The organism is Corynebacterium confusum, from assembly GCF_030408715.1.
Classification (GTDB): domain Bacteria; phylum Actinomycetota; class Actinomycetes; order Mycobacteriales; family Mycobacteriaceae; genus Corynebacterium; species Corynebacterium confusum.
The window spans coordinates 804604-830144 of the sequence record NZ_CP047202.1 but is presented as its reverse complement, the minus strand read 5'-3'; the positions used below and the strand labels follow the sequence as shown (position 1 = coordinate 830144).

At 67.6% G+C, this 25541-nt stretch carries 31 protein-coding genes; 12 read left to right on the top strand and 19 right to left on the bottom strand.

From position 1 onward, the window contains the following. The first annotated feature begins 41 nt into the window (after window positions 1–41). Window positions 42–1610 carry a protein O-mannosyltransferase gene (pmt, locus tag CCONF_RS03960; protein WP_435384088.1) on the top strand — a complete coding sequence of 523 codons (1569 nt, stop codon included), beginning with the start codon at window positions 42–44 and terminating at the stop codon, window positions 1608–1610. A gap of 35 nt (window positions 1611–1645) precedes the next feature. Here pmt and CCONF_RS03955 read toward each other — a convergent pair whose 3' ends face one another. Then, a complete protein-coding gene (locus tag CCONF_RS03955) occupies window positions 1646–2341 on the bottom strand; it encodes a zf-HC2 domain-containing protein (RefSeq protein ID WP_290225454.1) in 696 nt (231 codons plus the stop codon). Beyond that, window positions 2328–2741 (bottom strand): DoxX family protein, encoded by a 414-nt coding sequence (locus CCONF_RS03950; RefSeq protein WP_290225452.1) that lies wholly within the window; start codon window positions 2739–2741, stop codon window positions 2328–2330. The genes CCONF_RS03955 and CCONF_RS03950 overlap by 14 nt, the downstream gene beginning before the upstream one ends. A gap of 50 nt (window positions 2742–2791) precedes the next feature. Between CCONF_RS03950 and CCONF_RS03945 the strand changes: the two genes are divergently transcribed. Both CCONF_RS03945 and CCONF_RS03940 read left to right on the top strand, forming a co-directional pair. Beyond that, a complete protein-coding gene (locus CCONF_RS03945) occupies window positions 2792–3286 on the top strand; it encodes a methylated-DNA--[protein]-cysteine S-methyltransferase (protein ID WP_290225449.1) in 495 nt (164 codons plus the stop codon). A 42-nt stretch (window positions 3287–3328) separates the two neighbouring features. Next, window positions 3329–3931 carry a DNA-3-methyladenine glycosylase I gene (locus tag CCONF_RS03940; protein WP_290225447.1) on the top strand — a complete coding sequence of 201 codons (603 nt, stop codon included), beginning with the start codon at window positions 3329–3331 and terminating at the stop codon, window positions 3929–3931. Between the two features lie 61 nt (window positions 3932–3992). On the opposite strand, the gene sepX is transcribed toward CCONF_RS03940, so the two are convergent. The 4 genes from sepX to CCONF_RS03920 form a co-directional block, all read right to left on the bottom strand. Beyond that, window positions 3993–5081 carry a divisome protein SepX/GlpR gene (gene sepX, locus CCONF_RS03935; RefSeq protein ID WP_290225445.1) on the bottom strand — a complete coding sequence of 363 codons (1089 nt, stop codon included), beginning with the start codon at window positions 5079–5081 and terminating at the stop codon, window positions 3993–3995. A 93-nt stretch (window positions 5082–5174) separates the two neighbouring features. Next, window positions 5175–5891: a GNAT family N-acetyltransferase gene (locus tag CCONF_RS03930; RefSeq protein ID WP_290225442.1), complete on the bottom strand. Its 717-nt coding sequence runs from the start codon at window positions 5889–5891 to the stop codon at window positions 5175–5177. After that, window positions 5888–7165 (bottom strand): molybdotransferase-like divisome protein Glp, encoded by a 1278-nt coding sequence (glp, locus tag CCONF_RS03925; protein ID WP_290225439.1) that lies wholly within the window; start codon window positions 7163–7165, stop codon window positions 5888–5890. Before glp ends, CCONF_RS03930 begins: the two co-directional genes overlap by 4 nt. Window positions 7166–7188: 23 nt before the next feature. Continuing rightward, window positions 7189–8121 (bottom strand): UTP--glucose-1-phosphate uridylyltransferase, encoded by a 933-nt coding sequence (locus CCONF_RS03920; RefSeq protein WP_290225437.1) that lies wholly within the window; start codon window positions 8119–8121, stop codon window positions 7189–7191. 66 nt (window positions 8122–8187) lie between these two features. Between CCONF_RS03920 and CCONF_RS03915 the strand changes: the two genes are divergently transcribed. The 3 genes from CCONF_RS03915 to mscL are packed head-to-tail and all read left to right on the top strand — an operon-like array spanning window position 8188 to window position 10026. Further along, entirely contained in the window at window positions 8188–8757 is a 570-nt protein-coding gene (locus tag CCONF_RS03915) for a 5-formyltetrahydrofolate cyclo-ligase (protein WP_290225433.1), read from the top strand. Between the two features lie 56 nt (window positions 8758–8813). After that, complete coding sequence (locus CCONF_RS03910) at window positions 8814–9503, top strand: SAF domain-containing protein (RefSeq protein ID WP_290225431.1); 690 nt, start codon at window positions 8814–8816, stop codon at window positions 9501–9503. Window positions 9504–9522: 19 nt separating this feature from the next. Beyond that, on the top strand, window positions 9523–10026 hold the full coding sequence (gene mscL / locus CCONF_RS03905; RefSeq protein ID WP_290225429.1) for a large-conductance mechanosensitive channel protein MscL: 504 nt from the start codon (window positions 9523–9525) through the stop codon (window positions 10024–10026). A gap of 18 nt (window positions 10027–10044) precedes the next feature. Here the strand turns inward: mscL and CCONF_RS03900 are convergent, their stop codons facing one another. The 7 genes from CCONF_RS03900 to CCONF_RS03870 form a co-directional block, all read right to left on the bottom strand. Then, window positions 10045–10275, bottom strand: a complete 231-nt coding sequence (locus tag CCONF_RS03900; RefSeq protein WP_290225427.1) for a hypothetical protein — start codon at window positions 10273–10275, stop codon at window positions 10045–10047. Between the two features lie 13 nt (window positions 10276–10288). After that, the gene (locus CCONF_RS03895; protein WP_290225426.1) at window positions 10289–10906 is read right to left on the bottom strand and encodes a MogA/MoaB family molybdenum cofactor biosynthesis protein; all 618 of its coding nucleotides are present in this window, start codon (window positions 10904–10906) and stop codon (window positions 10289–10291) included. Window positions 10907–10943: 37 nt separating this feature from the next. Next, a complete protein-coding gene (locus tag CCONF_RS03890; RefSeq protein WP_290225424.1) occupies window positions 10944–12281 on the bottom strand; it encodes a S1C family serine protease in 1338 nt (445 codons plus the stop codon). A gap of 169 nt (window positions 12282–12450) precedes the next feature. Continuing rightward, window positions 12451–14001, bottom strand: coding sequence for a HAMP domain-containing sensor histidine kinase (locus tag CCONF_RS03885; protein WP_290225422.1), 1551 nt, complete (start codon window positions 13999–14001; stop codon window positions 12451–12453). Further along, window positions 13998–14696 (bottom strand): response regulator transcription factor, encoded by a 699-nt coding sequence (locus CCONF_RS03880; protein ID WP_290225419.1) that lies wholly within the window; start codon window positions 14694–14696, stop codon window positions 13998–14000. Before CCONF_RS03880 ends, CCONF_RS03885 begins: the two co-directional genes overlap by 4 nt. A 239-nt stretch (window positions 14697–14935) precedes the next feature. Continuing rightward, the gene (gene rpmF, locus CCONF_RS03875) at window positions 14936–15109 is read right to left on the bottom strand and encodes a 50S ribosomal protein L32 (RefSeq protein WP_070767890.1); all 174 of its coding nucleotides are present in this window, start codon (window positions 15107–15109) and stop codon (window positions 14936–14938) included. A gap of 15 nt (window positions 15110–15124) precedes the next feature. Further along, on the bottom strand, window positions 15125–15394 hold the full coding sequence (locus CCONF_RS03870; RefSeq protein ID WP_290225415.1) for a type B 50S ribosomal protein L31: 270 nt from the start codon (window positions 15392–15394) through the stop codon (window positions 15125–15127). A gap of 626 nt (window positions 15395–16020) precedes the next feature. Between CCONF_RS03870 and rpmB the strand changes: the two genes are divergently transcribed. The 6 genes from rpmB (at window position 16021) to CCONF_RS03840 (ending at window position 18796) form a co-directional block, all read left to right on the top strand. After that, window positions 16021–16257: a 50S ribosomal protein L28 gene (gene rpmB, locus CCONF_RS03865; RefSeq protein ID WP_070767892.1), complete on the top strand. Its 237-nt coding sequence runs from the start codon at window positions 16021–16023 to the stop codon at window positions 16255–16257. 2 nt (window positions 16258–16259) lie between these two features. Further along, window positions 16260–16424: a 50S ribosomal protein L33 gene (gene rpmG, locus CCONF_RS03860; protein WP_005279910.1), complete on the top strand. Its 165-nt coding sequence runs from the start codon at window positions 16260–16262 to the stop codon at window positions 16422–16424. 3 nt (window positions 16425–16427) lie between these two features. Then, window positions 16428–16733: a 30S ribosomal protein S14 gene (gene rpsN / locus CCONF_RS03855; protein ID WP_070767893.1), complete on the top strand. Its 306-nt coding sequence runs from the start codon at window positions 16428–16430 to the stop codon at window positions 16731–16733. Between the two features lie 15 nt (window positions 16734–16748). Beyond that, window positions 16749–16997 carry a 30S ribosomal protein S18 gene (gene rpsR / locus CCONF_RS03850; RefSeq protein WP_070767894.1) on the top strand — a complete coding sequence of 83 codons (249 nt, stop codon included), beginning with the start codon at window positions 16749–16751 and terminating at the stop codon, window positions 16995–16997. A 213-nt stretch (window positions 16998–17210) separates the two neighbouring features. Further along, window positions 17211–17984 carry a hypothetical protein gene (locus tag CCONF_RS03845; protein WP_290225394.1) on the top strand — a complete coding sequence of 258 codons (774 nt, stop codon included), beginning with the start codon at window positions 17211–17213 and terminating at the stop codon, window positions 17982–17984. 86 nt (window positions 17985–18070) lie between these two features. Then, window positions 18071–18796: a TetR/AcrR family transcriptional regulator gene (locus tag CCONF_RS03840; RefSeq protein WP_290225392.1), complete on the top strand. Its 726-nt coding sequence runs from the start codon at window positions 18071–18073 to the stop codon at window positions 18794–18796. Here CCONF_RS03840 and CCONF_RS03835 read toward each other — a convergent pair. From CCONF_RS03835 to CCONF_RS03810, 6 genes are all read right to left on the bottom strand, one after another. Then, on the bottom strand, window positions 18793–19647 hold the full coding sequence (locus tag CCONF_RS03835; protein WP_290225390.1) for a hypothetical protein: 855 nt from the start codon (window positions 19645–19647) through the stop codon (window positions 18793–18795). The genes CCONF_RS03840 and CCONF_RS03835 overlap by 4 nt on opposite strands. A gap of 82 nt (window positions 19648–19729) precedes the next feature. Then, window positions 19730–20572, bottom strand: a complete 843-nt coding sequence (locus CCONF_RS03830; protein WP_290225388.1) for a serine hydrolase — start codon at window positions 20570–20572, stop codon at window positions 19730–19732. Beyond that, on the bottom strand, window positions 20569–21282 hold the full coding sequence (locus CCONF_RS03825) for a hypothetical protein (RefSeq protein ID WP_290225386.1): 714 nt from the start codon (window positions 21280–21282) through the stop codon (window positions 20569–20571). The genes CCONF_RS03830 and CCONF_RS03825 overlap by 4 nt, the downstream gene beginning before the upstream one ends. A 117-nt stretch (window positions 21283–21399) precedes the next feature. Further along, window positions 21400–22941, bottom strand: a complete 1542-nt coding sequence (gene purH, locus CCONF_RS03820) for a bifunctional phosphoribosylaminoimidazolecarboxamide formyltransferase/IMP cyclohydrolase (RefSeq protein ID WP_290225384.1) — start codon at window positions 22939–22941, stop codon at window positions 21400–21402. A gap of 42 nt (window positions 22942–22983) precedes the next feature. Next, window positions 22984–23544, bottom strand: coding sequence for a phosphoribosylglycinamide formyltransferase (gene purN / locus CCONF_RS03815; protein ID WP_290226235.1), 561 nt, complete (start codon window positions 23542–23544; stop codon window positions 22984–22986). 145 nt (window positions 23545–23689) lie between these two features. Continuing rightward, the gene (locus tag CCONF_RS03810) at window positions 23690–25447 is read right to left on the bottom strand and encodes a cell division protein PerM (RefSeq protein ID WP_290225382.1); all 1758 of its coding nucleotides are present in this window, start codon (window positions 25445–25447) and stop codon (window positions 23690–23692) included. Window positions 25448–25541 lie beyond the last annotated feature (94 nt).

The following is a 25541-nucleotide window of genomic DNA, read 5'->3' as shown; positions in this document are numbered from 1 at the left end:
CCTAATAGCATGGCACAGGGCCGTACCCTAAACTATCTGGGGTGAGTATCCGTAGTTCCTCCGCCCAACCTGCCGCCGTCCCGCGCGGCGCCCACAACCGGCCGGCCGCCGTGCCGCGGCCCGTCACGTGGACTCGGGCGGACACGGTCACCACGCTTCTCATCGCCGCGCTGGCCCTCATCACGCGCTTTGTCGCCCTCCAGTACCCCACCGCCAGCGGCACCCCGATTTTCGACGAGAAGCACTACGTCCCGCAGGCCTGGGATATGGTGCGCAGCTGGGACAACCTCTTCGTCGGCGGCATCGAGTCGAACCCCGGCTACGGGCTGGTGGTGCACCCGCCGCTGGCCAAGCAGCTGATCGCAGTCTCGGAGCAGATTTTTGGCTACACGCCGCTGGGGTGGCGCACGATGGCCGCGCTCTTCGGCGTCGGCACCGTCCTACTGATCATGGCGCTGGCCCGCCAGCTGTCGAACTCGACGGTGGTGGCTACCATCGCCGGCCTCATCGCGGTCTGCGACGGCGTGCTGCTGGTCTCCTCCCGCTTCGGCATGCTGGACATCTTCCAGGTCTTTTTCATCGTCGCCGCGGCCTGGGCCTTGGTCCACGACCACAAGCAGGTCCACCAGCGTCTCGATGACGCCTGGCGCAACGGCCTGCTTAACGATGCCACCTTCGGCCCCCGCTTCGGCTTCCGCTGGTGGCGCTTCAGCGCCGGCGTCTTCCTGGGCCTGGCGCTGGCGGTGAAATGGTCCGGGCTGTATTGCCTCATGTTCTTCGGCCTGGCCAGCGTCTTCGCAGACCTGTGGCTGCGGCGCCGCTACGGGGTGCGCCGCTACGTGCTGGGCCCCCTGGTGCGCGATACCCCGGCCGCGCTGGCCTCGCTCGTGGCGGTGCCGGCCGCGCTGTACGTGTGGTCGTGGCGGGCCTGGTTTACCAGCGAAACCGCCGTCTACCGCCACGCGGCCACCGACGGCACCATCGAGGCCGCCTCCTGGCTGCATCTGCTTCCCGATGCCCTCGCCAGCTGGCTCTACTACCACTTCTCGGTGCTGGAATTCCACGCCTCCCTGACCACCTCCGGCGGGCATTCCCACCCATGGGATTCCAAGCCGTGGGCGTGGCTGGTCGCCGCCCGCCCGATTCTCTACCACTCGCAGACGGAGATGACGTGCGCGGGCGGCATCGAGTGCCGGCGGATGCTCTTCCTGTTTGGCACGCCCATCATCTGGTGGCTCATCGTGCCGGTGCTGCTGTGGTCGGCGTGGAGCTGGTTTGTCCGCCGCGATCGCCGCTTCGCCCCAGTACTCATCGGTTTCGCTGCCGGCTTCCTGCCGTGGCTGGCCGCCTACGACCGGCAGATGTATTTCTTCTATGCCGCCGCGCTCATCCCCTTCGTCATCGTCGGCCTGGCGCTGATAGCCGGGCAGCTGGCGGGGCGCGGGCCGGTCGCCGGCTGGGCCCGCCCGCTGCGGTGGGGCTCGGTGGCCGTGGTCGGCTACGTGGCCGCCGTCGTGGCGATGTTTTTCTACTTCGCGCCCATCCTCTACGGGTTCACCGTCCCGGAGAGTTGGTACCAGTCGATGATGTGGCTGCCTAGCTGGACCTAGCCGGGCGTAGCCGGGGCTGGCTGGGGCCAGCGGGGCTAGTTCGGGTCAGCGCCCAGAACGCGCCAGGCCCCACGCAGGCTAAAGCCGCGATCGGCAGCCCAGGCCCAGCCCAGCGCCGCGGTGGCCAGCCCCGTGGCCAGCAACGCGTAGACCTGGTTCAGAACGAGGTTGCCTAGGGCGATGTCGCGCATCGCGAAGCCGCATAGGAAGGCGAACAGCGTGCAGGTCAGCGGCATCAGCCCGGGGGCCAGGCGGGGGCGCCAGGCGGCGAAGATGAGCCCGGAGGCCAGCCCCAGGCGCAAGGCCGCACCCTCGATGAGCGCAGAGGCGCCGTCCGGATCCGCCGTCGGGTCGAGGACCTCGCCGGTGCCCGGCACCATGCCGGAGGACTGTGCGACCATCGCGACGGCCCACGCGGCGCAGATGATGCCGATGACGACCAGGAGGATGCGCGCCATCGCTAGCCCCGCGTGGCGGCGCCCGGCGGTGCGCTGCCATTCGGATTCCACCCCGCCCAGGATGAGCTCCGACAGGTCCTGCGGCGGGGCCATGCCCTCCCCGGCCGGCTCCGCGAAGCTCAGCGAGCGGCTCAGCCGGGCCGCCTCGTCCTGGAAGGCGCGGCATTCGGCGCACTCAGCGATGTGGGCGTCGACGACGTTTTCGTCCAGCCCGTGGCTTTCCCCGTCCAGGCGCGCGGAAATGGCGGCCTGGACTTGCTCATGCGTCAACACGATTGAGCACCTCATCCAGGCTGGCCCGCCCCGCGCCGAAGACGACGACCATCAGCAGGGAAACGAACAAGACGCTGACGTATTCGACCCCGCCCTCGGTGGCGAAGAAGCCGTTGCCCCAGTGCGCGAAGTAGAAGGCCCCGCCGACTAGGACCATCAGCACCGCGGCGGCGGCCGTCGTCAGCAGGCCGATGACCAGAAGCGCGCCGCCGGCCAGCTCCCCGACCGCGGTCAGCCAGGCGAGATTCTGCGGCTGGGGCACGCCCAGGGCGGAGAACTGCCCGACCGTCTCGTCCATGCCGTCGATAAACAGCTTGGTCACCCCGTGGCACAAAAAGACGAGGCCGAGGATCAGCCGCAGCACAAGCAGCGCGGCATCTCTAACGGCGGGTTTGTTCATAAGCATTAGACTACCTTGGTAGCCCTACTTTGCTAAAGAAAGGCGTCACGATGACTCACGTGTATCTGCTCGATAGCCCGCTGGGCCGCCTCGGGTTAGCAGGCACCGACCAGGCCTTAACGCAGCTCGCCCTGCCCGGCGACGAACTGCCGGCCGATGCCACCCCCGGCACCACGCCGCTTATGGAAGAAGCCGCCCGGCAGCTACGGGCCTATTTCGCGGGCTCGCCGCAGCCCTTCGACGTGCCGTTGGACTACTCCGGCCAGCCGCCGTTTACTGCGGCGGTGCTGTGCGAGTTGGCCCGCGTGGGCTACGGCGAGAAGCTCAGCTACGGGCAGCTGGCCGCCCGGGCCGGCCACCCAGCGGCCGTGCGCGCGGTGGGCAACGCCTGCGCGCGCAACCGCCTGCCGCTGTTCGTGCCCTGCCACCGCGTAGTGCGCTCCGACGGCTCCCCGGGCAACTACCGCGGCGGCCTGACCGCCAAGCGCTGGCTGCTGGAGCTGGAAGCCGGCCGGGGAACCCAAACGGGCCCGGCGGCAGTCTAAACGGTAGCAATCACTCAGACCTACACCTAGGAGAATCTACCGATGGATAGCACTGGCACCGGACCAGTAACCGGCCCCGACGGGCTCGCGCGCACCCCGTGGGCCGCTGCGGACGAGCTTTTGCGCGAGTATTACGACACCGAATGGGGCCTGCCCGTGTACTCAGAGGCGGGCCTCTACGAAAGGCTCGTGTTAGAAGGCTTCCAGGCGGGCCTGTCCTGGCGACTCATCTTGAGCCGGCGGCCCGCCTTCCGCCTAGCCTTCGCCGGCTTCGACCCCGACGCCGTGGCCGCCTTCGGGGCGGACGACGTCGAGCGCCTGGCTAACGATGCCGCCATCATCCGCAACCGCCGCAAAATCCAGGCGGCCATCGACAACGCCCGCGCCACCGTCGACCTTCGCACCGAGGGCGGATTAAGCGAATTCCTGTGGTCCTTCCGGCCGGCCGATACGCCGCGGCCGGAGGTGGCAGAAGAAATCCCCACCACCTCAGAGGAATCGACGCAGATGTCGAAGGCGCTGAAGAAGCAGGGATTTAAGTTCGTAGGGCCGACCACCTGTTTCGCGCTGATGGAGGCCATCGGAATGGTCGATACCCACCTGGTGGGCTCGCACCGGCGCGGGTGCTCGGGGCTCTGGGACTAGGCCTCGGGACCATGCTCAAGGGCACGGCTTCGAGGCCAGGATCTGGAGCAAGGCCTTGGGGCTAGCCGACGCGGCGGGCGGCCAGGTCGTCCCGGCGGACCGAGGCGCGGTCGCCGGTGGAGTCGTCGTCGTGGTAGTAGACCGGCAGGTGGTCGAAGTCGGGGCTATCGTCGTCGACCTCGAGAACGACCGCGCCGGGGCGGCGCAGGCTATGCGGGATGGCCAGCTCCTCGTCGGCGGCGTTGCGCACGCCCAGGCGGGCGCGCCGCAGCTGGCGGACGCGGCGGTGGCGCAGGGCCTGCTCCTGGCGCACCTGGGTGCGCAGGGCCACCAGGTAGACCACGGAGAGCACGGCAACCACGGCGGCGGGCAGCCAGCCCCAGCCGCCGAGGATGATACCCAGGGCGACCGTGGCCACCACGGCGACCGCCAGGCCCAACAGCGTGCGCTGGCGACGCTGGTAGCGGTCGGTGGACGCGGCCTCATCGGCCTCCGGATCCCAGCCGCCGCGGCCCAGCCGGCGCTTGGCGAATTCCAGCTCCTCGGCAGATAGCTCGTCATCGCCGCTGATCTCGGCCTCCTCCGCGTGCTCCGCAGCCTGCACGGTCTCCTCGGCGGCGCTGGCGGTGGCGGCAGCGTCGGCGTCAACGGCGCCGGGGTACATGAGATCCACCGGGGAGGTGTAGGACCCGTCCAGCGGGTAGGCGTCGGCAGCGACCTCGTCGACCTGCGGCGGGTCGAAGTATTCGGGGGCCTCCTCCTCGGTCACATCCTCGGCGCCCTCGCTGTCCTCAGCCGGAGCGTCCTCGCCGGTCTCGGCGTCCGCGGCGGGGGCATCGTCGAGCAGGGGCGAGTCGACGACCTCGCCGTCGATGGTCTCTTCCTGCGCGGAGACCGGCTCGACCAAGCTGGCCGGCTCGGCGTCGACGATCTCGTAGTCGTCGTCGGCATCAGTGCGGTGCACGTCCTGCGCGGTCACCCGCGGCTTGCGGCGGCCGGCGACCTTGCCCTGGTCGCCTTCGAAGAGAACCCGGGTGTCCTCGAAGCCGTCGCCGGTGTGGCTGACCGGGCGCTGGCCCCGCAGCAGCCACGGCGCCAGGACGAAGAGCCAGACCACCAGGATAAGGATGAGAATGAGGCCAGGAGACACTACGCGCTACCTCTTTCATAGTTTGACGATTGTCACAACCACAGTACTTCGCGCTTCCCCTCAACCGGCCTGCGCCACGCCCAATCTGGCGAGCTAATCCAGCACGCCGGCCGCCCGCAGCCGCGCGACGCAGCTATCCGGGAAGTCGTCACGGACTAGGGCGACTAAATGGTGATCACGCCACTCGCCATCAATGTGCAGGCTGCGGCGCGCGATGCCCTCCTCGCGGAAGCCGTTGTTGAATAAGACCCGCCCGGAGGCGGCGTTGTTGGGCAGGAACGTGGCCGTCACGCGGTGCATGCCCACGCGCCGGAAGGCGTGGTCGGTGCCCAAAGCGCAGGCCACGGTGGCCAGGTGCCCGCCGGTCATCTCCGAAAAGACCCAGTAACCGATCCAGCATTCGCTCACGCTGCCGTGCTGGATATTGCCCAGCGTGAGCTGCCCGGCGAAACGCCCGTTGCACTCGATGGCAAAGGGCACCACCACCCCCTGGCGCGCCGCCGCGCCCAGGTACCACAGGTGATTCCACCAGGCCTGGAAGCTGTGGGCGGCGACCCAGCTGGTGGGCATCGTCGGCTCGACGTGCCGCAGGTGGGCCTCGTCGTGGAGGCGCTGCGTGCGCCAGTCCGCCCCGTCCGTGCGGTGCAACGGCCGCAGGCGCACCTCGGCCCCGCGCGGGAAGCGAGCGTTCGGACGGATGCGCACCGTCTCGGTGACCTCCGGCCACCCGGGGTGCTCGATGGCGCGCGATTCCCGCGCCCCGGTGTGGCGCTGCCAGCTGTGCCGCACCCAGCCGAAGGGGTCGATCATGAGCGCTGGGTGATGAACATGACGTCGACGACGTCGCCGGGGCGGATATCCGTCACGGACTCCGGCACGCGGATAAGAGCGTTGGCCTCGGCCAGGCCGGCCAGCAGGTGGGCCGGCGCCCCGCCCGCACCGGACAGCCCCTCGACCAGGTAGTCGGCGGTGTCGGCGTCGCGCATCAGGCGGGCGCGGATATAGCCGCGGCGGCCCAGGCGGGAGTCGATGTGGTTGACGGCGCGGGCGCGCACCACCCGGCGCGCGGCGTTGCGCTTGCCCAGCGCCAGCCGGATGAGCGGGCGGACAAAGACCTCGAAGACTACCAGGGCGGAGACCGGGTTGGACGAGAGCAAAAACGTCGGGATACGCTCGTCGCCCAGCAGCCCGAAGCCCTGCACAGAGCCCGGGTGCATGGCCACACGCGTGGTGTCGATGTCGCCGAGCTGGTCTAGGACCTCGCGGATGGCGGCAGAGCCGGCGCCGCCGACGGCCCCGGAAATCACGATGACCTCGCTGCGCGCGATCTGGGTCTCCAGGTTTTCCCGGATGCGCCGCGGCTCGCCCTCGGCGATACCCACGCGGGTGACCTCCGCGCCGGCCTCGCGGGCGGCGGCCGCCAGCGCGTAGGAGTTGACGTCGAATACCTGCCCCAGGCCCGGCTCGCGGTCGATGTCGACCAGCTCTCGGCCGAAGGAAATCACGGTCACGCGGGGGCGCGGGTAGGCCAGCACCTTCGAGCGCCCCACCGCGGCCAGCAGCCCGATCTGGGCGGGGCCCAGGATGGTGCCGGTGGACACGGCGACGTCGCCGGGCTGGATGTCGTCGCCGACGCGGCGCACGAAATCGCCGGAGCGCACCGGGCGGTGGGCGACCATGCGCTTGCGCCCGCGGTCGGTCCACTCGAGGGGAAGGACAGCATCGGCAAGCGTGGGCAGGGGCGCGCCCGTGTAGACGCGCACGGCCTGCTTCGGCTGGAGGCGCAGCGGCTGCCGGGAACCGGCCGGGACCTCCCCCACCACCGGTAGGGAACGCTCGGTCTCCGGCTCCGGGGCCTCCTCCGCGTCCGGGTCGCGCCGGCCGAGGCCGCGCTCGCCGCCGATGTCAACCGCGCGGACGGCGTAGCCATCGATGGCCGCCTGCGGGAAGCCCGGCAGCGGCTGATGCGCTTGGACCTCCTCGGCACACTTCAGCCCCAAAGCGTTGGCGATGGCGATCCGCACCGGCTCGGGCGTGACCGCCGCATCCGTGACAAACTCCAGTTGCTCTTCCACAGAACGCATAGCAACGCGCCGCCTTTCCCCGGTTAGTTCTCCGCCAACCCGTTCTCTTGCTCGTACTCCGCAATAATATGCTTGAGCGCCTTATACAGCGCCGGGCCGTATTTCTCGTCGCGCAGTCCGAAGTCGACGTTGGCGGGGATATAGCCGCCGGGGTTGCCCAGGTCGTGACGCTTGCCGCGGTGGACCACCACGTGCACGGGCTCACCTTCCTGGATGAGCAGCTCGATGGCGTCGGTCAGCTGCAGCTCGCCGCCCTTGCCCGGGCCGATGCGCCGCAGGGCGTCGAAGATTTTGCGGTCCAGCAGGTAGCGGCCGGTGGCCACGAGGTTGGAGGGGGCGTCGGCGGGATCGGGCTTTTCGACCATGCCGACGACCTTCTTCACGCCCGGCGCGTTGGTGTCTTCCACGTCGAAGACGCCGTAGTTGAAGGTCTCCTCGCGGTCGACCTCGAATGCGCACAGGACGGACCCGCCCAGGGCTGCGCGCACGCGCGCCATGTCCTCCATGACGGTGGCGGGCAGGACGATGTCGTCCGGCAGCATGACGGCGAAGAAGTCCTCGTCCTCGTCCAGGACGGACTCCGCCAGGCCGACGGCGTGGCCCAGGCCCAGCGGCTCGGCCTGCTCGACGGCGATGGGGTGGATGAGGTCCGCGGCTCGCTGCACCTTGGCGACCTGCTCGTCCTTGCCACGCTCGGCTAGGGTCTCGGTCAGGTCGGGGAAGCGCTCGAAGTGGCGCATGACCTCTTGCTTGTTCGGGGCGGTGATAACGGCCAGGCGCTGGGCGCCGACGGAGGCGGCTTCCTCGGCAATGAGCTCGATGCCAGGTGTATCCACTACTGGCAGCAGCTCCTTGGGCACGGTCTTGGTGGCCGGGAGGAAACGCGTCCCCATGCCGGCGGCCGGAACCACTACGGTTTTCACCCCGTGCGGGGTATTCTCGCGCTCGTTAGACATGGATCTGACCTTACCTGCTCGCCTAATCCGTTTCGGGCACCGATACGCCCTATTAGTATTTAAGTTATGAATTTGCCCTCCCCCGACGCCGACAAGCAGACCCTGCGCGAGCATTTCCGCGCGGCCCGCCGCGCCCCAGCCAACGATGCCTCCCTCATCGCCCACACCGACAGCTTCCTGCGCGCTCTTGGCCGCCCGCGGGTGGCGGCCTATGCCCCGCTGACCAGCGAGCCGGGCGGGAAGGCGTGGCTGGCGGCGGTCGCGGCGGCCAGCCAGCAGGTGTGGCTGCCGCTGTCGATGCCCGGCGGCACGCTGCTGTGGGCCAGCTACCACGGCGATAAGGCGACGCGGGCGGGGGCGCTGGGCATCGCGGAGCCGGAGGGCCCGCGGTTTAATTCCACGGTGCTGGCGGGCCTCGACGTCCTGCTGGTGCCGGCGATGGCCGTGGACAGGCGCGGGTTTCGGCTAGGCAAGGGCGCGGGCTATTACGACCGTGCACTGGCAGGCCTGCCGGCGGGCGGGCCGCTGAAGCTGGCCGTGGTGCGCTCCAGCGAGGTCGTGCACCGGCTGCCGGCCGATGCCCACGACGTGCCCTGCGACGGCGCGCTCACCGACGCCGGCGTGGAGCAGTTCTAGGCGCTATATTCCTCTGCCTGGGAACCGGCGGTGGTCCGGGCGCAGTCTATATAGACATGCGGAGTTTTACTGGTTTTTCTTCCCTGCGGCACACCTTGGCCACCCCGGGGCACCCGCGCGCGAGCCTGCTGAAGAAACTGGCGGCCGGCGCGCTGGTGATCGCGGCCGGCCTGGTGGGGCTGAGCGGGTGGAAGGACAACCCTCGGGTGCCGGTCTTCGCCCGCGAGGTCGCGGCCGGCCAGGAGCTGGCGGCCGAGGACATCGAGTGGCGTTCCCTGCCGCGCGACGTCATCCCGGCCGGCGTGGCCGACCAAGCGGGACCGGAGGATTTAGCGGGGCGGGTGGTCGTGGCGGCCGGATCGGCCGGCGAGGTGGTCACGGAGTCCCGCCTGTTGGGCGAAGAGCTTACCCACGCGTTGGGGGAATCGGCGGGCCAGGACTATCACTTGGTGCCGATTAAGCTCGCGGAGCCGGACATCGCCGCGCTGCTGGCCCACGGGGATACGGTCAGCGTAGTCAGCAACGGAGGGACAGGTGACGGCGGCGAGCTCGCCGGGCCCGACGCGGCGGAAACCGTCGTGGCGCAGAAGGGAAAAATCGTCTCCACGGCCGCCGCGGGAGAGACCACGGGCTCCCAAGCGGCTACTATTCTAATTGCACTGCCGGCCCCCGCCGCGAAGAAAGTGGCGGCCGCCTCGCTGAGCTTCCCGCTCACCGTGGTGGTCACCGGAGATCGCGCAGGCTAACCACCGAAAGGACTTCGCCATGTTAAAGGGCTTCAAAGACTTCATCCTCCGCGGCAACGTGATTGAACTGGCAATCGCCGTCATCATCGGCTCCGCTTTCACCGCCGTCGTCACGGCCGTGACCGATTCCCTGATCCAGCCGCTCATCAACTCCTTAGGTTCCGCCGAGGTCGGCGGGCTGGCGTTCCAGATCAAGGCCGATGACCCGACCACCCGCATTGACCTGGGTGCCGTCATCACCGCGGCTATCAACTTCCTGATCATCGCCGCCGTGGTCTATTTCCTCATCGTCATGCCGATGAACAAGCTCGCCGAGGCCGCCAAGCGCCGCAAGGGCATCGACCCGGAGGAAGCCACCCCCACCACTGACGACCTGCTCATCGAAATCCGCGACCTGCTCGCCGCGCAGAACAACGTCGGAGACAAGGTCACCGGCCAGACCAGCGACCTGGCCGAAGACTCGACTGAGGGTCCGGGCAAGTCAATCGCCGGCGATGATGCCGCCGGCAAGCACCGCGCCTAAGGAACGGCGCTACAAGTTCTAATAGTGCGGCGGGATTTGCTCGCGGTAGAAAGCCTCACCGCGCAGCCCGTCGTCCGCAGGGCCGTCGTTGACTTCGACGGCCCTTTCTGCGTCTGCGGAGCCGGCCGAGTCCGCCGAGTCAAAGGCGGAGACGAACGGTGCCCGGTCCGCCGTCCGGTCGTAGTCAGGGCAGTCGCTGGGGCGCACCGCGCGCCGCCGCTTCCTGCGCCGGGAATGTGCATCAGTCATCGCGCTACGCCGCTTAGTCCACCGAGTACTTCTGCAGCTGGTCGACCAGGTGGTGCACCAAGGGGGTCAGGGTCGCCATGCCGTCGCGGATGGCCGCGCGAGAGGCGGCGACGTTGACCACCACCGTGGACCCGGACACGCCGGCGATGCCGCGGGAGGTGCAGGCATCGACAGCGCCGCAGGCCTGGCCGGAAGACCGCAGGGCCTGGGCGATGCCCGGGACCAGCTGGTCCAGCACCGTGCGGGTGGCCTCCGGGGTCTTGTCGCGCGGGCCCACTCCCGTGCCGCCGACGGTCAGCACCAGGTCCACGCCGCCGACCACGGCCGTCTCAATAGCCTGGCGAATCTTCGACTTCTTGGAGCGCACCACCACTGCCCCATCGACGCGGAAGTTAGCCTCGGCCAACAGCTCCGAGCACAGGCGCCGGTTGTCCTCCGCGTGCTGTTCGGGGTGGTCCGTCACGATGACGATCAGGGCGCGGCGCTGCGCGTTCATGGACTGCTCGCGCTCCTGGGCCAACAGGTAGGCATCGTCCGGCCCCGCGATGTCGCGGAGGCTGTCGCGGTCGCCGCCGCGCGGGGCGTCGGCAAGCGTGGCTGCGCGGTCGGATTCGCTGGCGTCTACAGGCATGGTTCTCCTTAACGGTGGTGCGGCTTTGCGCTTTAATCTACTCGTTCGACAGTGTTACCTCTACCTGTCGCGTCTCCTCGCTGTCGGGATCAGTGACTTCCAAGGTCACGGCCTCGCCGAATTCCTGGGAACGGGTCGCCGCGATGAGCGTGTCGGAGTCCTCGATGAGGCGGTCGCCCAGGCGGGTGATGACGTCGCCGGCCTTGATGCCGGCTTCCGCGGCCGGGCTGCCCTCTTCGACGTTGACCACCGGCGCGCCTTGGGTGAGGTTGCGCCCGTCGACCTGCACGCCCAGCATCGGGTGCTTGACCTCGCCGTTGTTGATGAGTTGATCCGCCATGCGCTTGGCGAAGTTGGACGGGATGGCAAAGCCCAGGCCGATGGAGCCGGCCTCCTGCCCCGACGAAGAGGACAGGGAGGCGATAACGGAGTTCATGCCCACGATGTTGCCGTTCATATCCACCAGCGGGCCGCCGGAGTTGCCGGGGTTGACGGCAGCGTCGGTCTGGACGGCATCGATAAGCGAGGGCTCCCCGCCGGCCTGGGAAGCGCGCACGGGGCGGTTGACGGCCGAGACGATGCCGGAGGTCACCGTCGCGTTGAGCCCCAGCGGCGAGCCGACGGCCACGACCTGCTGGCCGACGTTGAGCTGGGCGGAGTCCGCGAACTCCAGGTACGGCAGGTTCTCGGCGTCCTTGATCTTGATGACGGCGACGTCGGTGTTGGCATCGGAGGCTACCAGCTCGGCCTCCTTGCGGGTGCCGTCGTTCAGGGTGACCTGGATGCCGCCGACCGAGGAGCGCTCCGCGCCCTCGACGACGTGGTGGTTGGTCAGCACGTAGCCGTCCGGGGAGATGATCGAGCCCGACCCCTCGGCCGCGCCGCCGCGGGTGACCACCTGGATGGCCACGACGGCGGGCAGGACCTTCTGGGAGACCTCCTCGATGGAGCCCTCGGCTGGGGCCGGGGCGGAGTCGTTGTTCGCAGGCCGGTTGAGGACCTCGTTGACGGTGGAGGTCGAATCATTGCTGCCGGAACCGCCCACGACCGCGCCGGTGATACCCCCGGCGCCCACGGCGGCGACCAGCATCATGGCCAGCGCAGTGCCCAAGCCGACGGAGCGCTTCTTCTTCGGCGCCTCGGGCTGGGCTTGCGGCTGGGCCTGGGTCTGCGCTTGCGGCTGCTGCGAGACCTGCGGCTGAGGCTGACCCCACTGCGCCTCGGCCGCCTGCCACGACTGGGTGATCTCCGTGGGCTGTGCGTCCGTGGTCCGCGGCTGGTTCCAGCCCTGCGACTGCGACCGGTGCTGCCCCTGCTGACCGTAGGGGCTCGACGAGCCGGTGGGCTCGGCGTTATGGGGATTGTTGTTGTTCATAGCCTTAGTATCCCTCCCTGACCTTTGGTGCCTCTGATACCCGACTGCAAACAGCTTAGGAGTTTCTGACAGGTTGCTGTATGGGTTTCGATCTTAGTGACAAGTCCACAATTCGGCCAACCGCCCGAGCACGAGACTGTTGCTCCTAAACCGCTTACCAGGCGCGCGGCTAGCGCTGGTTGAACCAGCGCTTGGCGAACTCGCGCCCGCGCCGCTCGGAGGCCGAGGACCCGTCCAGCCCGGCGGTCGTCTCCCCGGGGCTGAGCGAAGCGTCCTCGGTATCCCAGTCCGTGTTGGGGGCGCTGCCCGGGAAGATGATTTCCATGCGCGTGCCGTGGTCGTCGGAGTCGCCGACGGTGATGGTGCCCTTGTGGCGCTCGACAACCTGGCGGACGATGGCCAGCCCCAGGCCGGAGCCCGGCATTTTCCGGGCCTCGGCGGAGCGGTAGAAACGCTCGAAGATCTTCTCGCGCTCCGCCTCCGAGATGCCCACGCCGGAGTCGTCGACGCGCAGGCGCGCGGTGTGCTCGTCCAGGCGCTGCAGGCGCACGCGCACCATGCCGGCGGCCGGCGACCACTTGGCGGCGTTGTCCAGCAGGTTGAGGACCGCCCGGCCGAGGGCGAAGGGATCACCTACCATCACCCAGGGCTCGAGGTGGACCTGGAATTCGACGTCGGGGCGGCGCCGGCGGGCGCGCTTGAGCGAGGAAGTCACGACCCTGTCCAGCGCGACCGGCTCCATCTCCTTGTCGACGGCGCCCTCGCGGGCCAGGTCCACCAGATCACCGATGAGCACGGACAGCTCCTGCATCTGGGCCAGCACGTCCGCCTCCAGCTCGGCGCGGTCCTGCTCGCTCAGACTGTCCGCGGTGTTGGACTTGTTGAGCATCATCAGCAGCTCGATATTGGTGCGCATGGACGTCAACGGGGTTTTGAGCTCGTGTCCGGCGTCCGCGATGAATTGCGATTGCTTGATGCGGGATTCCTGCAGAGCGTCTAGCATGCGGTTGAACGCCACGGCCAGCTGGGCCATGTCGTCGGTGCCCACGACGGAAATGGGGCGCAGATCGCCGGTGCTGGCGACGTGGTCGATGGCGCGCTTGAGCCGCTGGATGGGGTGCAGGCCGGTCTGGGAGACCCACACGCCGCCGGCGATGGCCAGTAGGATCCCCAGGGCGAAGACGGCCAGCAGCACAATGCCCACGATGTCGATAGCGTTCTCGGTCTCGGCCCGGCTGTCGGTTAAGACGACCCAGGAGCCGTCGTTAGCGCGCAGCGAGATCGTGTGGAGATCTCCCTCCTGCTCCATGGAGAGGCCGTCCTCGGGTGGGACCTGGCCGTCGCCGTAGGTGGCGGCGTCGCCGGCCGGGGAGACCGTGAGCTGGGCCTCGGGGTGCACGGTCTTGAAGTGCTCGATCTCGTTAAGCAGGTAATCCGGGTCCTGGTTGGCCTGGGTGCGCACGAGCATCGCCTGCGCGTGCGATTCCAAGGCCTCATTGTCGGCGGCGCGTAGGCAGGCCGCCACGGCCCCGTAGGAACCGGCGCAGATAATAGCCGAGGTAACGGCCACGATCAGGCCGGTGAGAATAGCCAGACGCCAGCGCAGCGACGTGCGCGAGACCCACGGACGGGAGCTTCCCGTGTAAACCGTCGGTTCGTCTGAGAACTCGTCGGACGGAGCGGAAGCCTGCGCCCGAGACACCGGCTTCCGAAAAATCACGGGGTGTTCTCTCGCAACACGTAGCCGACGCCACGGACGGTATGGATGAGGCGGGGCTCGCCCTCGGCCTCGGTCTTCTTACGCAGGTAGCCGATGTAGACTTCCAGCGCGTTGCCCGAGGTCGGGAAATCATAGCCCCAGACGCTTTCTAGGATCACGTCGCGGGCGAGAACCTTGCGGGGGTTTTCCAGTAGCAGCTGCAGAAGCGCGAACTCGGTGCGGGTCAGCGAGATCATGCGCTTGCCGCGCCAGACCTCGCGGGTATCCGCGTCGAGGTAGAGATCCTCAAAAGCCAGCTTGGCTTCCTTTTCCGGTGTGACCTGGATGGGATCGGCTGCCGCGCGCCGCGCCAGCGAGCGCACGCGAGCCAAAAGCTCCTCCAGCGCGAAGGGCTTGGGCAGGTAGTCGTCGGCGCCGGCGTCCAGCCCGGCCACCCGGTCGGCCACGCCGTCCCGGGCGGTCAACACGAGGATGGGGCGCTCCCAGCCCTCGCTGCGCAGGGACCGGCACACCTCCAGGCCGTCCATGTTGGGCATCACCAAATCGAGGATCATCAGATCCGGCGATTCCCGGTGCACCGTCTCGACCGCCTCAACGCCGTCCCCGGCCAAGATGACCTGGTAGCCGTTAAAGCTCAGCGAACGGCGAAGCGATTCACGCACCGGCTGTTCGTCGTCCACTACGAGAATTTTCATATCTCAATTATGTCCTAAAATGAGTCTTTCAAGAAACCCAGAAACTAAAAGTAGTTTTATTAAGGTTCAGAGCCCAATTAAGGATCGAACAGGAATACACTCAGCTGCAAAAACAACGCAACCCCCACAAAACTGAGTGCAAGATAATAAGAAAAGCGCCCCGACTACCCTTATTCGGGGTAGCTCGGGACGCAAGGGGCCAGGTAGCTACCGGCCCAGCCTTATCGTCCTAAAAACGCTTAGAACTGCTCCACGTCAACCAGGCCGAGCTTGGCGGCCTTGACCAGGCGGCGCGGGATGCGCACGGTCTGGCCGTCGATGGTGACCTCCTGGAGGTCGACGTTGTCGGCCTTCCACTGGGAGCGGCGCGAGCGGGTGTTCGCGCGGGACATCTTGAACTTAGGAGTTGCCATTTTCTTCTATCCTCCTTACGCGTTCTTCTTCTTGCGGCGAGCCATGCCACCGAAGCGCTGGTTGAAGCGCTCGACACGGCCGGCGGTGTCCATCACGCGCTGCGCACCGGTCCAGAACGGGTGCGACTCGGCGGTAACGTCGACCACGATGAGCGGGTACTCGTTGCCGTCCTCCCACTCAACGGTGCGATCGGAGGAGGCGGTGGACTTGGTCAGGAAGCGGGTACCGGTACCGGCGTCCTGGAAGACCACCGGGTGGTAATCCGGGTGGATATCTTTCTTCATGCGAATTCCCTCAGGGTTGAAACTTCGGGTCGGTTCTCCGCTTTCACCGGGCCTATAAAACAAGGCCTAGGCGGCGGAGATCGTGCCCGAGTTGGGTTTTCTAACGGACAAACAGCTACCGTCGAGCAGCACCCGAGCGATAGCAACTCGGACTATATTACAGCCGACCTGCCCTTTTCCCAAATCTCGCCCGCGCTGACGCAACCGGTGACCACAGCAGCCCCAGCCACCCCGGCAACCACGCCCGAAAAGCGGGTTTCGCCGCGCGAATTCCGTGCCGAGGGCTTAAAATTATTCCCAGCACGCTGGGCGACCCCAGACAGGGCGAAGATATAGAGGTATAGCGCCCCGACTGTCCCTGCACTCCCCTACCGCCCGGAACCGCTCAAGGCCCCACGCGGGGCGCCCAGTATGGCTCGCACGAGGCGATTAGGAAATTCGGGCGCGGGAAGGTAAGGTTTTCCCTTGCTGTTGTCACAATGTACGTTTACGCCCCGTCTACTGCAATAAAACGGCGTGATTTTTTAATCGCTCATCCTCACATTCCGAGCGGAGTAAGCCTTCTAGGCACTCGATCACGTGGTTTTAATTAGCCAAGATGTGGGCGGCTAGGAGAAAGAAGACCCATGTCGGCTATTTGCCAGGTAACGGGCCGCAAGCCGCAATTCGGCAAGCAGGTCTCGCACTCGCACCGCCGCACCTCGCGCCGTTGGAACCCCAACGTGCAGCGTCGTCGGTACTACCTGCCCTCTGAGGGCCGTACCATCACCCTGAATGTCTCTACCAAGGGTATGAAGATCATCGACCGCGACGGCATCGAGTCCGTCGTCGCCAAGATCCGAGCACGTGGGGAGAAGATCTAAAGATGGCACGTAACGATATTCGCCCGATCATCAAGCTTAAGTCCACCGCGGGCACTGGTTACACCTACGTGACCCGTAAGAACAAGCGCAACAACCCGGATCGCATCACTCTGAAGAAGTTCGATCCGATCGCCCGCAAGCACGTCGAATTCCGCGAGGAGCGATAATCAATGGCTAAGAAGTCCAAGATCGCTAAGAACGAGCAGCGCAAGGAAATCGTCGCCCGCTACGCGGAGCGTCGCGCTGAGCTCAAGGCAATCATCAAGAACCCGAACACCTCGGACGAGGACCGTTTGGAGGCCCAGTTCGAGCTGAACCGTCAGCCGCGCGACGCTTCCAAGTCCCGCATCCGTAACCGCGACGCCCACGATGGTCGTCCGCGCGGTTACCTCCGCAAGTTCGGCCTGTCCCGTGTCCGCATGCGCGGCATGGCTCACCGCGGTGAGCTGCCGGGCGTTCGTAAGTCCAGCTGGTAAAGGGGAATTGCAACAATGAAGCGCAATAACCACAAGAAGTTCCGGATGGAGCAGACCCGCCGTCCGAAGAAGAACCCGTTGAAGGCAGAGGGCATCGAGAAGGTGGACTACAAGGACACCAAGACCCTCCGCCTGTTCATCTCTGACCGCCACAAGATTCGTTCGCGTCGCGTCACCGGTCTGACCCCGCAGCAGCAGCGTCAGGTTGCTACCGCGGTCAAGAACGCTCGCGAAATGGCTCTCCTGCCGTTCACCACCCGCTAAACACTTAAGTAGCAGGGTTTCAACAGCGCACTTTTGCCGCTGGCAAGTGTGACACGGTAAAAGAATCTAACCAACGCCGTCGCCGGCACCCCGCCCACCATGGGCACGGGTCGCCGCGGCGGCGTTTGGCATATCCGGAGCACAACCCCGCCCCACCACCCGTTAGACTGTAGACAGATTTCATCCACCCCGCATAAGAAAGGCGCGTTGCTTATGGCCTTGCACCCCTCACTTACCGAGCTCGCCGAAGAGGCGGGGCGCTGCGAGTCCCTGCCCGCCGCGCGCGGCATCCTGGCGGAGTCCCATGAGCTGGCCCGCAACGCCCTGCACCACCGGGCGGACGCGCAAGAGCTGGCGGCGTGGTATTCCCGCGTCGTCCACGGGGTGGTCTACTCCCCCGCGGTCGATTCCCCGGTGCGGCTGACCGGCCCCATCGCCCGCGGCGATGGCCTGCCCGGCCTGCCGGTGGACTATCTGGGCCCCGCCAACGCGGAGCTGGACGAGCTGCTCTTTTCGGTCGACATCGAGCCGCGTGCCATGGAGGACGCGGCTATCTACCGCGCGGACGCGGGCCTGCCGTTGCCGGAGGAGGCATCGGCAGCGCTGCTGCGCCAGGCGCTGGGCACGCAGCCGCCGGCGCTGCAGTTGGTCAACGGCCTGCCGGACCCGGATGCGGCCGTGAACATCCATAACTTCCTGCTGGTGCCCATCGCTTCCGTGGCCCGCTGGGCGGCCCCGGCGCCGCGGCCGACGGCGGACCGGCTGGCCATCGGCGCGGAAAAGCAGCTGATTACTCCCGCCGAGGGCGAGGCGCTGTCGCTGGCGTGGCGCACCGGCCTGGAGCTGTACCTACGGGCCTGGCTCAACCACGCGGGCTCCGCACAGCAGCGACTGGCGGACCTGCCGCCGTTGGACCGCACGGCCTATGGCTCGGCGTGCCGGACGGTGTCGGCAACATTACAGGGTATTGCTGCCCGCGCGACTTAGCACGATGGCCTTTAAGATATAAGGTTGATATGTCTTTGGTTCTTTGATTTCCGACTCTCAGGCGAACAGGAAGGTGTGGTAGGTCTATGGCTGGTGCAGTTGGCAGGCCGAGGAAGAATTCTCCGCGACGTCGGGGTAGCACCGCGCGCGAAGAGATCCTAGACGCCTCCTCCGAGCTGTTTACCACCCAGGGCTTCGCCACGACCTCGACCCACCAGATCGCCGAAGCCGTCGGTATCCGGCAGGCCTCGCTCTACTACCATTTCCCGTCGAAGACCGAGATCTTTTTGACGCTGCTGAACTCGACCATCGAGCCCTCCCTCGACTTGGCCGACGACCTGGCCCAGCTGGAGACCACCCCGGAGCTGCGCCTGTGGGCGCTGGTGGCGGCCGAGTCCCGCTTGCTTTTGACCAGCGGCTGGAACGTCGGCCGGCTCTACCAGCTGCCGGTGGCGAACTCGGAGGAATTCGCCGAGTATCACCAGTCCCGCGCGCGCCTGGAGCACCATTTCCAGACCTTCGCCGCGGCGTTGGTCGGCGAGCAGGACCCGCGCATCACCCTGCCGTTCCACATCGCGCTGTCGGTTATTGAGATGCGCGGCAACGACGGCACTCCCCCGTTCGCGGCCTCCGATCAGACCGTTCCGGAGACCGCCGTCATGCTTGCCGATGCCTCCTTGGCCGTCCTCGGCGCCGAACTTCCCGATGACCGCGTCGCGGCCACCCTGAAGCTGCTCGAGTCCCGCTCGGACTCCATCTCCGCGGCCGCCGCCGCTGCGGCCGACCGGCAGAAGAAGAAAAAGAAGCGCTAGTCCCGCGGCCCCTCGACCACTTCGCGGGTCTGGATCTCGCCCTTGCACCAGCGTCCCACGGCGCCGCTAAACAGCAGGGCACCGACGGCGGTATGGGCGACAAACGGCAGCGTGAACATGACCCAGTCCGCGGCGCCGAAGCCGACCATCACAAACAGCTCCGTCACCCCAAAGCCGAGGGTTTCCACCGCCAGCAGCACGTTCTGGCCGCCACGGGCGGGATAAAGCACGTCGCGGAGCACGCGCCCGGCCCAGAGGATGTTCACCAGGACGAATACGGCCAGCACCAGCAGGTAGAGGCTGTTGAAGGACGTGTCCAGCAGCGCCGCGAACTCGTCGAAGACCCCGCCGCGGCTATAGGCGGTGCTGCCGGCGCTGTCGACGGCGAAGATGACGGCCATGAACACGAAGCCAACCAGCAGCACTGCCGGCACGACGGCCGCAATGGCCAGCGCGGTCTTGACCACTCCCGGCGCAGCACCAAAGCGCGCCAACGGCGCCCCGGTCGGCTCAACCTCGGCGACCCGGCGGGTGACGGTGGACAAGGTCTGATACCGCGGCTTCTCCTCCGGGGCGTCCGGGAATTGACCGCGCTCGGCTAGGTGGATGAGGTCCCCGATGCGCATCGGGCGGGCCAAGCTATCGGCGAGCCGGGCGTCGTACTGGGCGCGCCGGCGCTCCTCGCCCAGGATGGCCCGGGCGGTGGCGGTCTCGTGGAAGCGCGGATCGGACATCCCGGTGCCTTGGTCCTCGAGAGCCTGCAGCGAGGCGCTGAGCTCGACGTTAAGCTGGTCCGAGGACTCGCCCGGGTTAAGACCCAAGCTCTCGTAGAGGTTATAGTGCTGCGTCATGCCGTGTGGGCCTCCTTAAAGCTCGTCTTTCCTCCCTACAGACTAGGCCTTAACCCTTATACGTCCTGCACCCGGGAGGAGGCTAGGCCGCCGAGTCGGTCTTTTCCCCGGCCAGCAGGTAGACCAGGTAGTCGAGCTGCTCCTGGGCGGCCTCATAGGTGCCGTCTTCGGGGCGGGAGAATACCGCCATGCCCATCTCCTTGCCGTCCAGCTTCACGTGGCCGAGCTGCACGACGCTGTAGAAGCCGTCATCATCCGGCCCCCAGCCGCCCTTGATGGCCGCGCCCGGGATGGCCCGCAGCCCGTAATCCTGCAGGGGGTCCGGGGTCCGCATGGCCTCGATGACCGAGTCCGCGTCATCGATCTCCGGCAGCTGCGCGGCGAAGGTAGCCTGCTCCTTGAGCCCCCACTCGGTTTGACCGAAGGGGGTAAACCCGTCCCGGGTAATCTTGCCTTGGACCTCGGTGACGGTGTCGCCGCCCTCACGCAGCACCGCCTGGGTCTGCTCCACGGCGGTCTCGACGGCCCCCAGGCTCACCCAGAGCGCCTGCGCGGAGTCGTTGTCGGAATAAGTGATGGCGGCCTCGACGAGGTCAGGATCCGCGGTGCCGGCCTGGCAGGCGGCGATGGCAATCGGTACCTTCGCGGTCGACCAGGCCGCAAACCCCGTGGTAGTGCCGGCGCTCATAAGCTCGTCGGGGGTGGCCACCGCGACGCCGACGTCGCCGCCGAATTTCTCGATCGCAGCGGCTACCGCACGCTTCAACGCCTTCTGGTCGATGCTGGCGGGGAAAGCCTCGGTGCGAGCCGCGGTGGTGCTGTGCGCCGGCGGCTTCGACTCCTCTACCCCGCTGCCGCTGCTGCAGGCGACCAGCAGGGCGCTGGCGGCAAGCCCGGAAACGGTGGCGGCCCAGTACTTGCTCACGAGATATTCACCACCGCGCCGTCACCGCCGCGGCAGGTTACCGCGTTGGCGGTGCCGGTACACTGCATCTTGTACCACTGCCCCGTGACCGGGCTGTAGGCCTCTACCGGCGTGTTCGGGTTGCCGGACTGGGCATAGGCAGAGGTGAAAGCGGAATAGACCGAGTCCGCGAAGGCGGCGGAGGTCTGGTTACTGCCGGGTGCGGCGGAGGTATAACGCGGCGGCCGAGCCTCCGGGGTGGGCTCGCTAGCGCGCGGCGTCGGCGCGGCCGCGGCCGCCCGCTCGCTGAAGCGGGACCCCGATGAGCGCCCAGAGGACCGCTCAGAAGATGACGTAGTTGACGCCGTGGACGACGCGGAGGACGAAGCCGAAGACGAACTCGACTCCGCGGCGGTAGAGGCGGCGCTAGAGCTGCTCGTTTCCGAAGGCGCCTCAGAGGTATCAGCCTGGCTCGACGAGCTGGACGCGGGTGCTGGGGCGGGCTCGTCCTCGTCGGTGGACGACATACCCAGCCACCCGCGCTGGAGGCTGAGCGCGGCGATGACAGCGATCACGATGATGGCCGCGAGTATTCCAAAGGCACTGATGAGCGCGCCTCGTCCCGGGGTACGGCGCGGCTCCTCGCCCGCGCTGACCACCGGTAGCTCCGCGGTGACCGGCTCCTGGGGGTCATTCCCCGAGCCGCGTCCCGCGCCGTTCGTGTGCGCCATGTTTCTCCCTTGTCTAGGTCTGTGATTAGTAAATCTAACACGTACCTAGCCCGCGGGTCCGGCCTGTACACACAAACGGCCGCAGGCGGGCTCGCTCAGGGAACTACACGGGCCGCTCTAGTGGGCGAAGTGGCGGGTGCCGGTGAAGTACATCGTCACGCCGGCCTCCTGGGCGGCGGCGATGACTTCCTCGTCGCGGATGGAGCCGCCCGGCTGGACCACGGCGGTCACGCCGGCATCGATGAGCACCTGCAGGCCGTCAGCGAACGGGAAGAAGGCATCGGACGCAGCGAAGGAACCGCGGGCGCGCTCCTCGCCGTCCTCGCCCAGGGTGTTGGCGCGCTCGACGGCCAGCTTGGCCGAGTCCACGCGGTTGACCTGGCCCATGCCCACGCCGACGGTGGCGTTGTCGCGGGCCAAAAGAATGGCGTTGGACTTGACCGCGCGGACGCTGCGCCAAGCGAATTCCAACTGGGACAGGGCCTCGGAGTCGAGCTCCTCGCCGGCGGCCAGGGTCCAGTTCTCCGCCTGGTCGCCCTCGGCCTGGTAGGCGTCGACGTCCTGGACCAGCACGCCGCCGGAGATCGGGCGCTCCTCCTCGGCGGCCTCGTCGCGCTCGGCGCGCAGGATGCGCAGGTTCTTCTTGGTCTGCAGCAGCTCCAGGGCATCGTCAGCGTAGCTGGGGGCGATGACGACCTCGGTGAAGACCGGCTTGATCTGCTCGGCCATTTCCAGGGTGACCTCGCGGTTGGCGGCGATGACCCCGCCGTAGGCGGACATCGGGTCGCAGGCGTGGGCGGCCTTGTGGGCGGCGGCGATGTTCTCGTCGTCGGCGCCAATGCCGCAGGGGTTGGCGTGCTTGATGATGGCCACGCACGGGCGCTCGTGATCCCAGGCGGCGCGCCAAGCGGCGTTGGCGTCCTGGTAGTTGTTGTAGCTCATCTCCTTGCCGCCCAGCTGCTCGGCGTTGGCCAGCCCCTTACCGTCGCGATTGCGCACCACGCGGGCGGCCTGGTGCGGGTTCTCGCCGTAGCGCAGGGCGGTCGTGCCGGAATCCGCTTCCGCACCCTGGGCGCGGAACCAGCCGGAAACATCCGCGTCGTACTGGGCCGTGTGGGAGAAGGCCTCGGCGGCGAGCTGGAAGCGCTCCTGCTGGTCGAAGCCGCCGTTGGACAGCGCGTCGATGACGGAGTCGTAGCGGTCCGGGTTGACCACGACGGCGACCGAGGCGTGGTTCTTCGCCGCGGCGCGGACCATGGACGGGCCGCCGATGTCGATCTTTTCCACGCAGGCGTCGTAATCCGCGCCGGAGGCCACCGTCTCCGCGAACGGGTACAGGTTCACCACGACCAGCTGGAAGGGCTCGATGTCCAGGTCCTTGATCTGGGCGAGGTTGTCTTCCTTGCGGGTGTCGGCAAGGATGCCGGCGTGCACGCGCGGGTGCAGCGTCTTCACGCGACCTTCCAGGCACTCCGGGAAGCCGGTCAGTTTCTCGACCGGGGTCACGTCAATGCCCAGGTCCGCGATCCGGCTGGCGGTGGAGCCGGTGGAGACAATCTCCACGCCGGCGTCGACTAGGGCGCGAGCCAGGTCTTCCAGCCCGGTCTTGTCGTAGACGCTAATCAGCGCGCGTTTGATGGGCTTGCGTTCATCGCTCATGGATTCGTCTTGCCTTCCTGACAGAAAAATAGACACCAAAATCTAGCAATCAAAGGTTATGCCGCCGGCGGCGTCCGCGTCACGCACCGCAGCGCGCAGCACGCGGACGATCAGCTGCCGTTCCACGACCTTGATCCTCTCGTGGAGGCTGGCCTCGTCATCGTCGGCCAGTACCCGCACGGGCTCCTGGGCGATGATCGGGCCGGTATCTACGCCAGCATCAACGTAGTGAACGGTGGAGCCGGTGACTTTCACCCCATACGCCAACGCATCCCTAACACCGTGCGCGCCTGGGAAGGCGGGCAAGAGTGCGGGATGCGTATTAATAATGCGGTCGGCGAAGTGGTCGAGGAATTCCTTCCCCAGAATCTTCATGAAACCGGCGGAGACCACCACGTCGGGCTGGCCCACCGCCGCTGCGAGCGCCTGGTTCCAGGCCGCGCGGTCCTCGCCCAGCGAGACAACCTCGCTAGCGATGCCAGCCGCCTCCGCGCGTTCCACGCCCTGGCAGGACTTGTCGGCGACGACCTTGTCCACGCGGTAGGACTCGTCCTGAGAGTCCAGAATCGCCTGGAGCAGTGAGCCGGTGCCGGAGACCAACACGACGACGCGCAGGGGCCCCGATACCGCGGCGTCAGTCACGCCCGCCGGCTGGGCCTGATTGTCGGAGTCAATGAAATCAACAGAAGCATCTGCGGGTGAAGTCACGCCTAACAGACTAGCCCCAAAGGGTAGGCCCGCGGAACTTTCAGTCCTTTTGACTTCCCCCACGCGCCACCCCATCGGCCGGATCAGCAGCCTCGTCCAGATCCTTATCGACACTACCTTCGGCGGCTTCTACCCCGGTCGAGGCAGCCGGCTGCTCCGCCTGCCCGGCGTCCCCGCCCGCCCCCGCGGTGGCGTCGGCCTCCTCGCCGGTAGCGGCCTCTTCGGCCGCAACCTCCTCGGCGTCGATGATCTCCGGAGCGTCATCCGGTTCGGACTGCGCCGCGTCTTCCGCGTCGGCGTTCACGGCTTCAGCGTCGTCGGCGTCGTCAGGATCCACAACCTCTACATCGGCAGCAACGTCTGCGTCGGCAGCGGTGTCCGCGCCTAAGCCAGCTTCTTCCGCGCTGTCCGCGCTGTCCGCCCCGGCAGGGGCCTCTTCGCTGGACTCCATCTCGGCGGCGTCCGCTTCACGGGCGCGTGTCTCATCCGCGCCCGGGGAGGCGGCAGCGGCAGCCGGTGCGGCAGCGGGCGCGGCGGCCGGTACTTTGGCTCGGCGGTTCTGCCACAGGCTAATGCCCCAGGCGGCCAGGCCGATGACCAGGACCCAGACGACGGCCAGAGCGCCGGCCATGGCGACCATGATGCCGGTCGCGCCGTAGACGCCAACTTCACCGGTGGTAAACGCAGCGAGCAGCGCCACGCTGAGGCCGGCCAGCACGGAGACCTCCACCGCGGTGCGCGGACTGGGGTTCTTGCCCCGCCAAGCCCAGGCGGCGGCCACGCCGGCCAGGACCAGCAGGACCAACGCCCAGGCGGGCGCGCTGCCCGGGATAACGCCCACTAGCGGCAGCGGCGGCAGCGGCACCAGGTGGATGCTAAACAGTGAGACGCTCGCCTGCCCCATGTGAAACTCCGCACCTAGCAGGTTCGCCCCGGCCACCAACGCGGCGTTGGGCAGGTAGAGCAGGCTCAGGCCGTAGAGGACAGCCGCGCCCGCCGCGGGCAGGTCCGGGTAGGAGCTTAAGATTTCGTCCTGGCGCTGCCAGCCGAACAGACCGACGACCAGCAGCAGGGCCAGGCCGGCCACGAGCAGCGCGCCGATGAAGCGGAAGGCGACCTGGGCGCTAGCCACCACCGTGACCGGCAGGCCGTAGCGCTTCAGCAGTGCGGTCCACAGGCGCGGGCCCATGCCCAGCGCCAGCGCGACTAGGTGGATGACCGCGACGCGCAGCACGGCGACGGCCAGGTTCGGGGCAGCAAGATCGTAGACCTTGCCGGCGTCCCAGAGCATGAACCAGGCCACGAGCGTTATCAGGACCGGCACACACAAAGCACAGGCCAGCAGCAGCAACAAGTCGTTGACGCTGACCTTGTGCTTGACCGCGCGGTGGATGCGCCCGGCCAGCAACCACACCAGACCGATGGTGGGCAGGAAGGGCAGCACGGAGATAGTGTTTCCCCCGGCGTGCACCGGCACGAGGTTGAGCACCATCCAGGCCTCACCGATGATCGAGGGCAGCCAGGCCAACGGCGCGCTGGAAAGCAGGACCGAGGCCAGCGCGATGACCACGATGGTGCCGATGACGGCCAGGTTCGGCACGCCGACGGTCAGCAGCATACGGATGAGGCGGGCCTTGGTGCCCGTCGCCTTCGGCGCGGTGCGGGACCGAGCTTGCGCACCAGCGCGGGAGGCCACGCGGGCAGCCGGCTGGGCGGCACTGGAGGGGCTGGTGCGTCCGCGGGCCTGGCTACGCGGACCCGACGACGACCGCGAGTGGGGGCTGGTGTTCTTATTCATCGCCTCTACCTTGCCACGCCACCGGCGCGGTTTCGGGTTGGCACGGCCCACCGGCGGCGAATCCCCTGCCCCGACGGGGCGCCGGCGGCAGGGC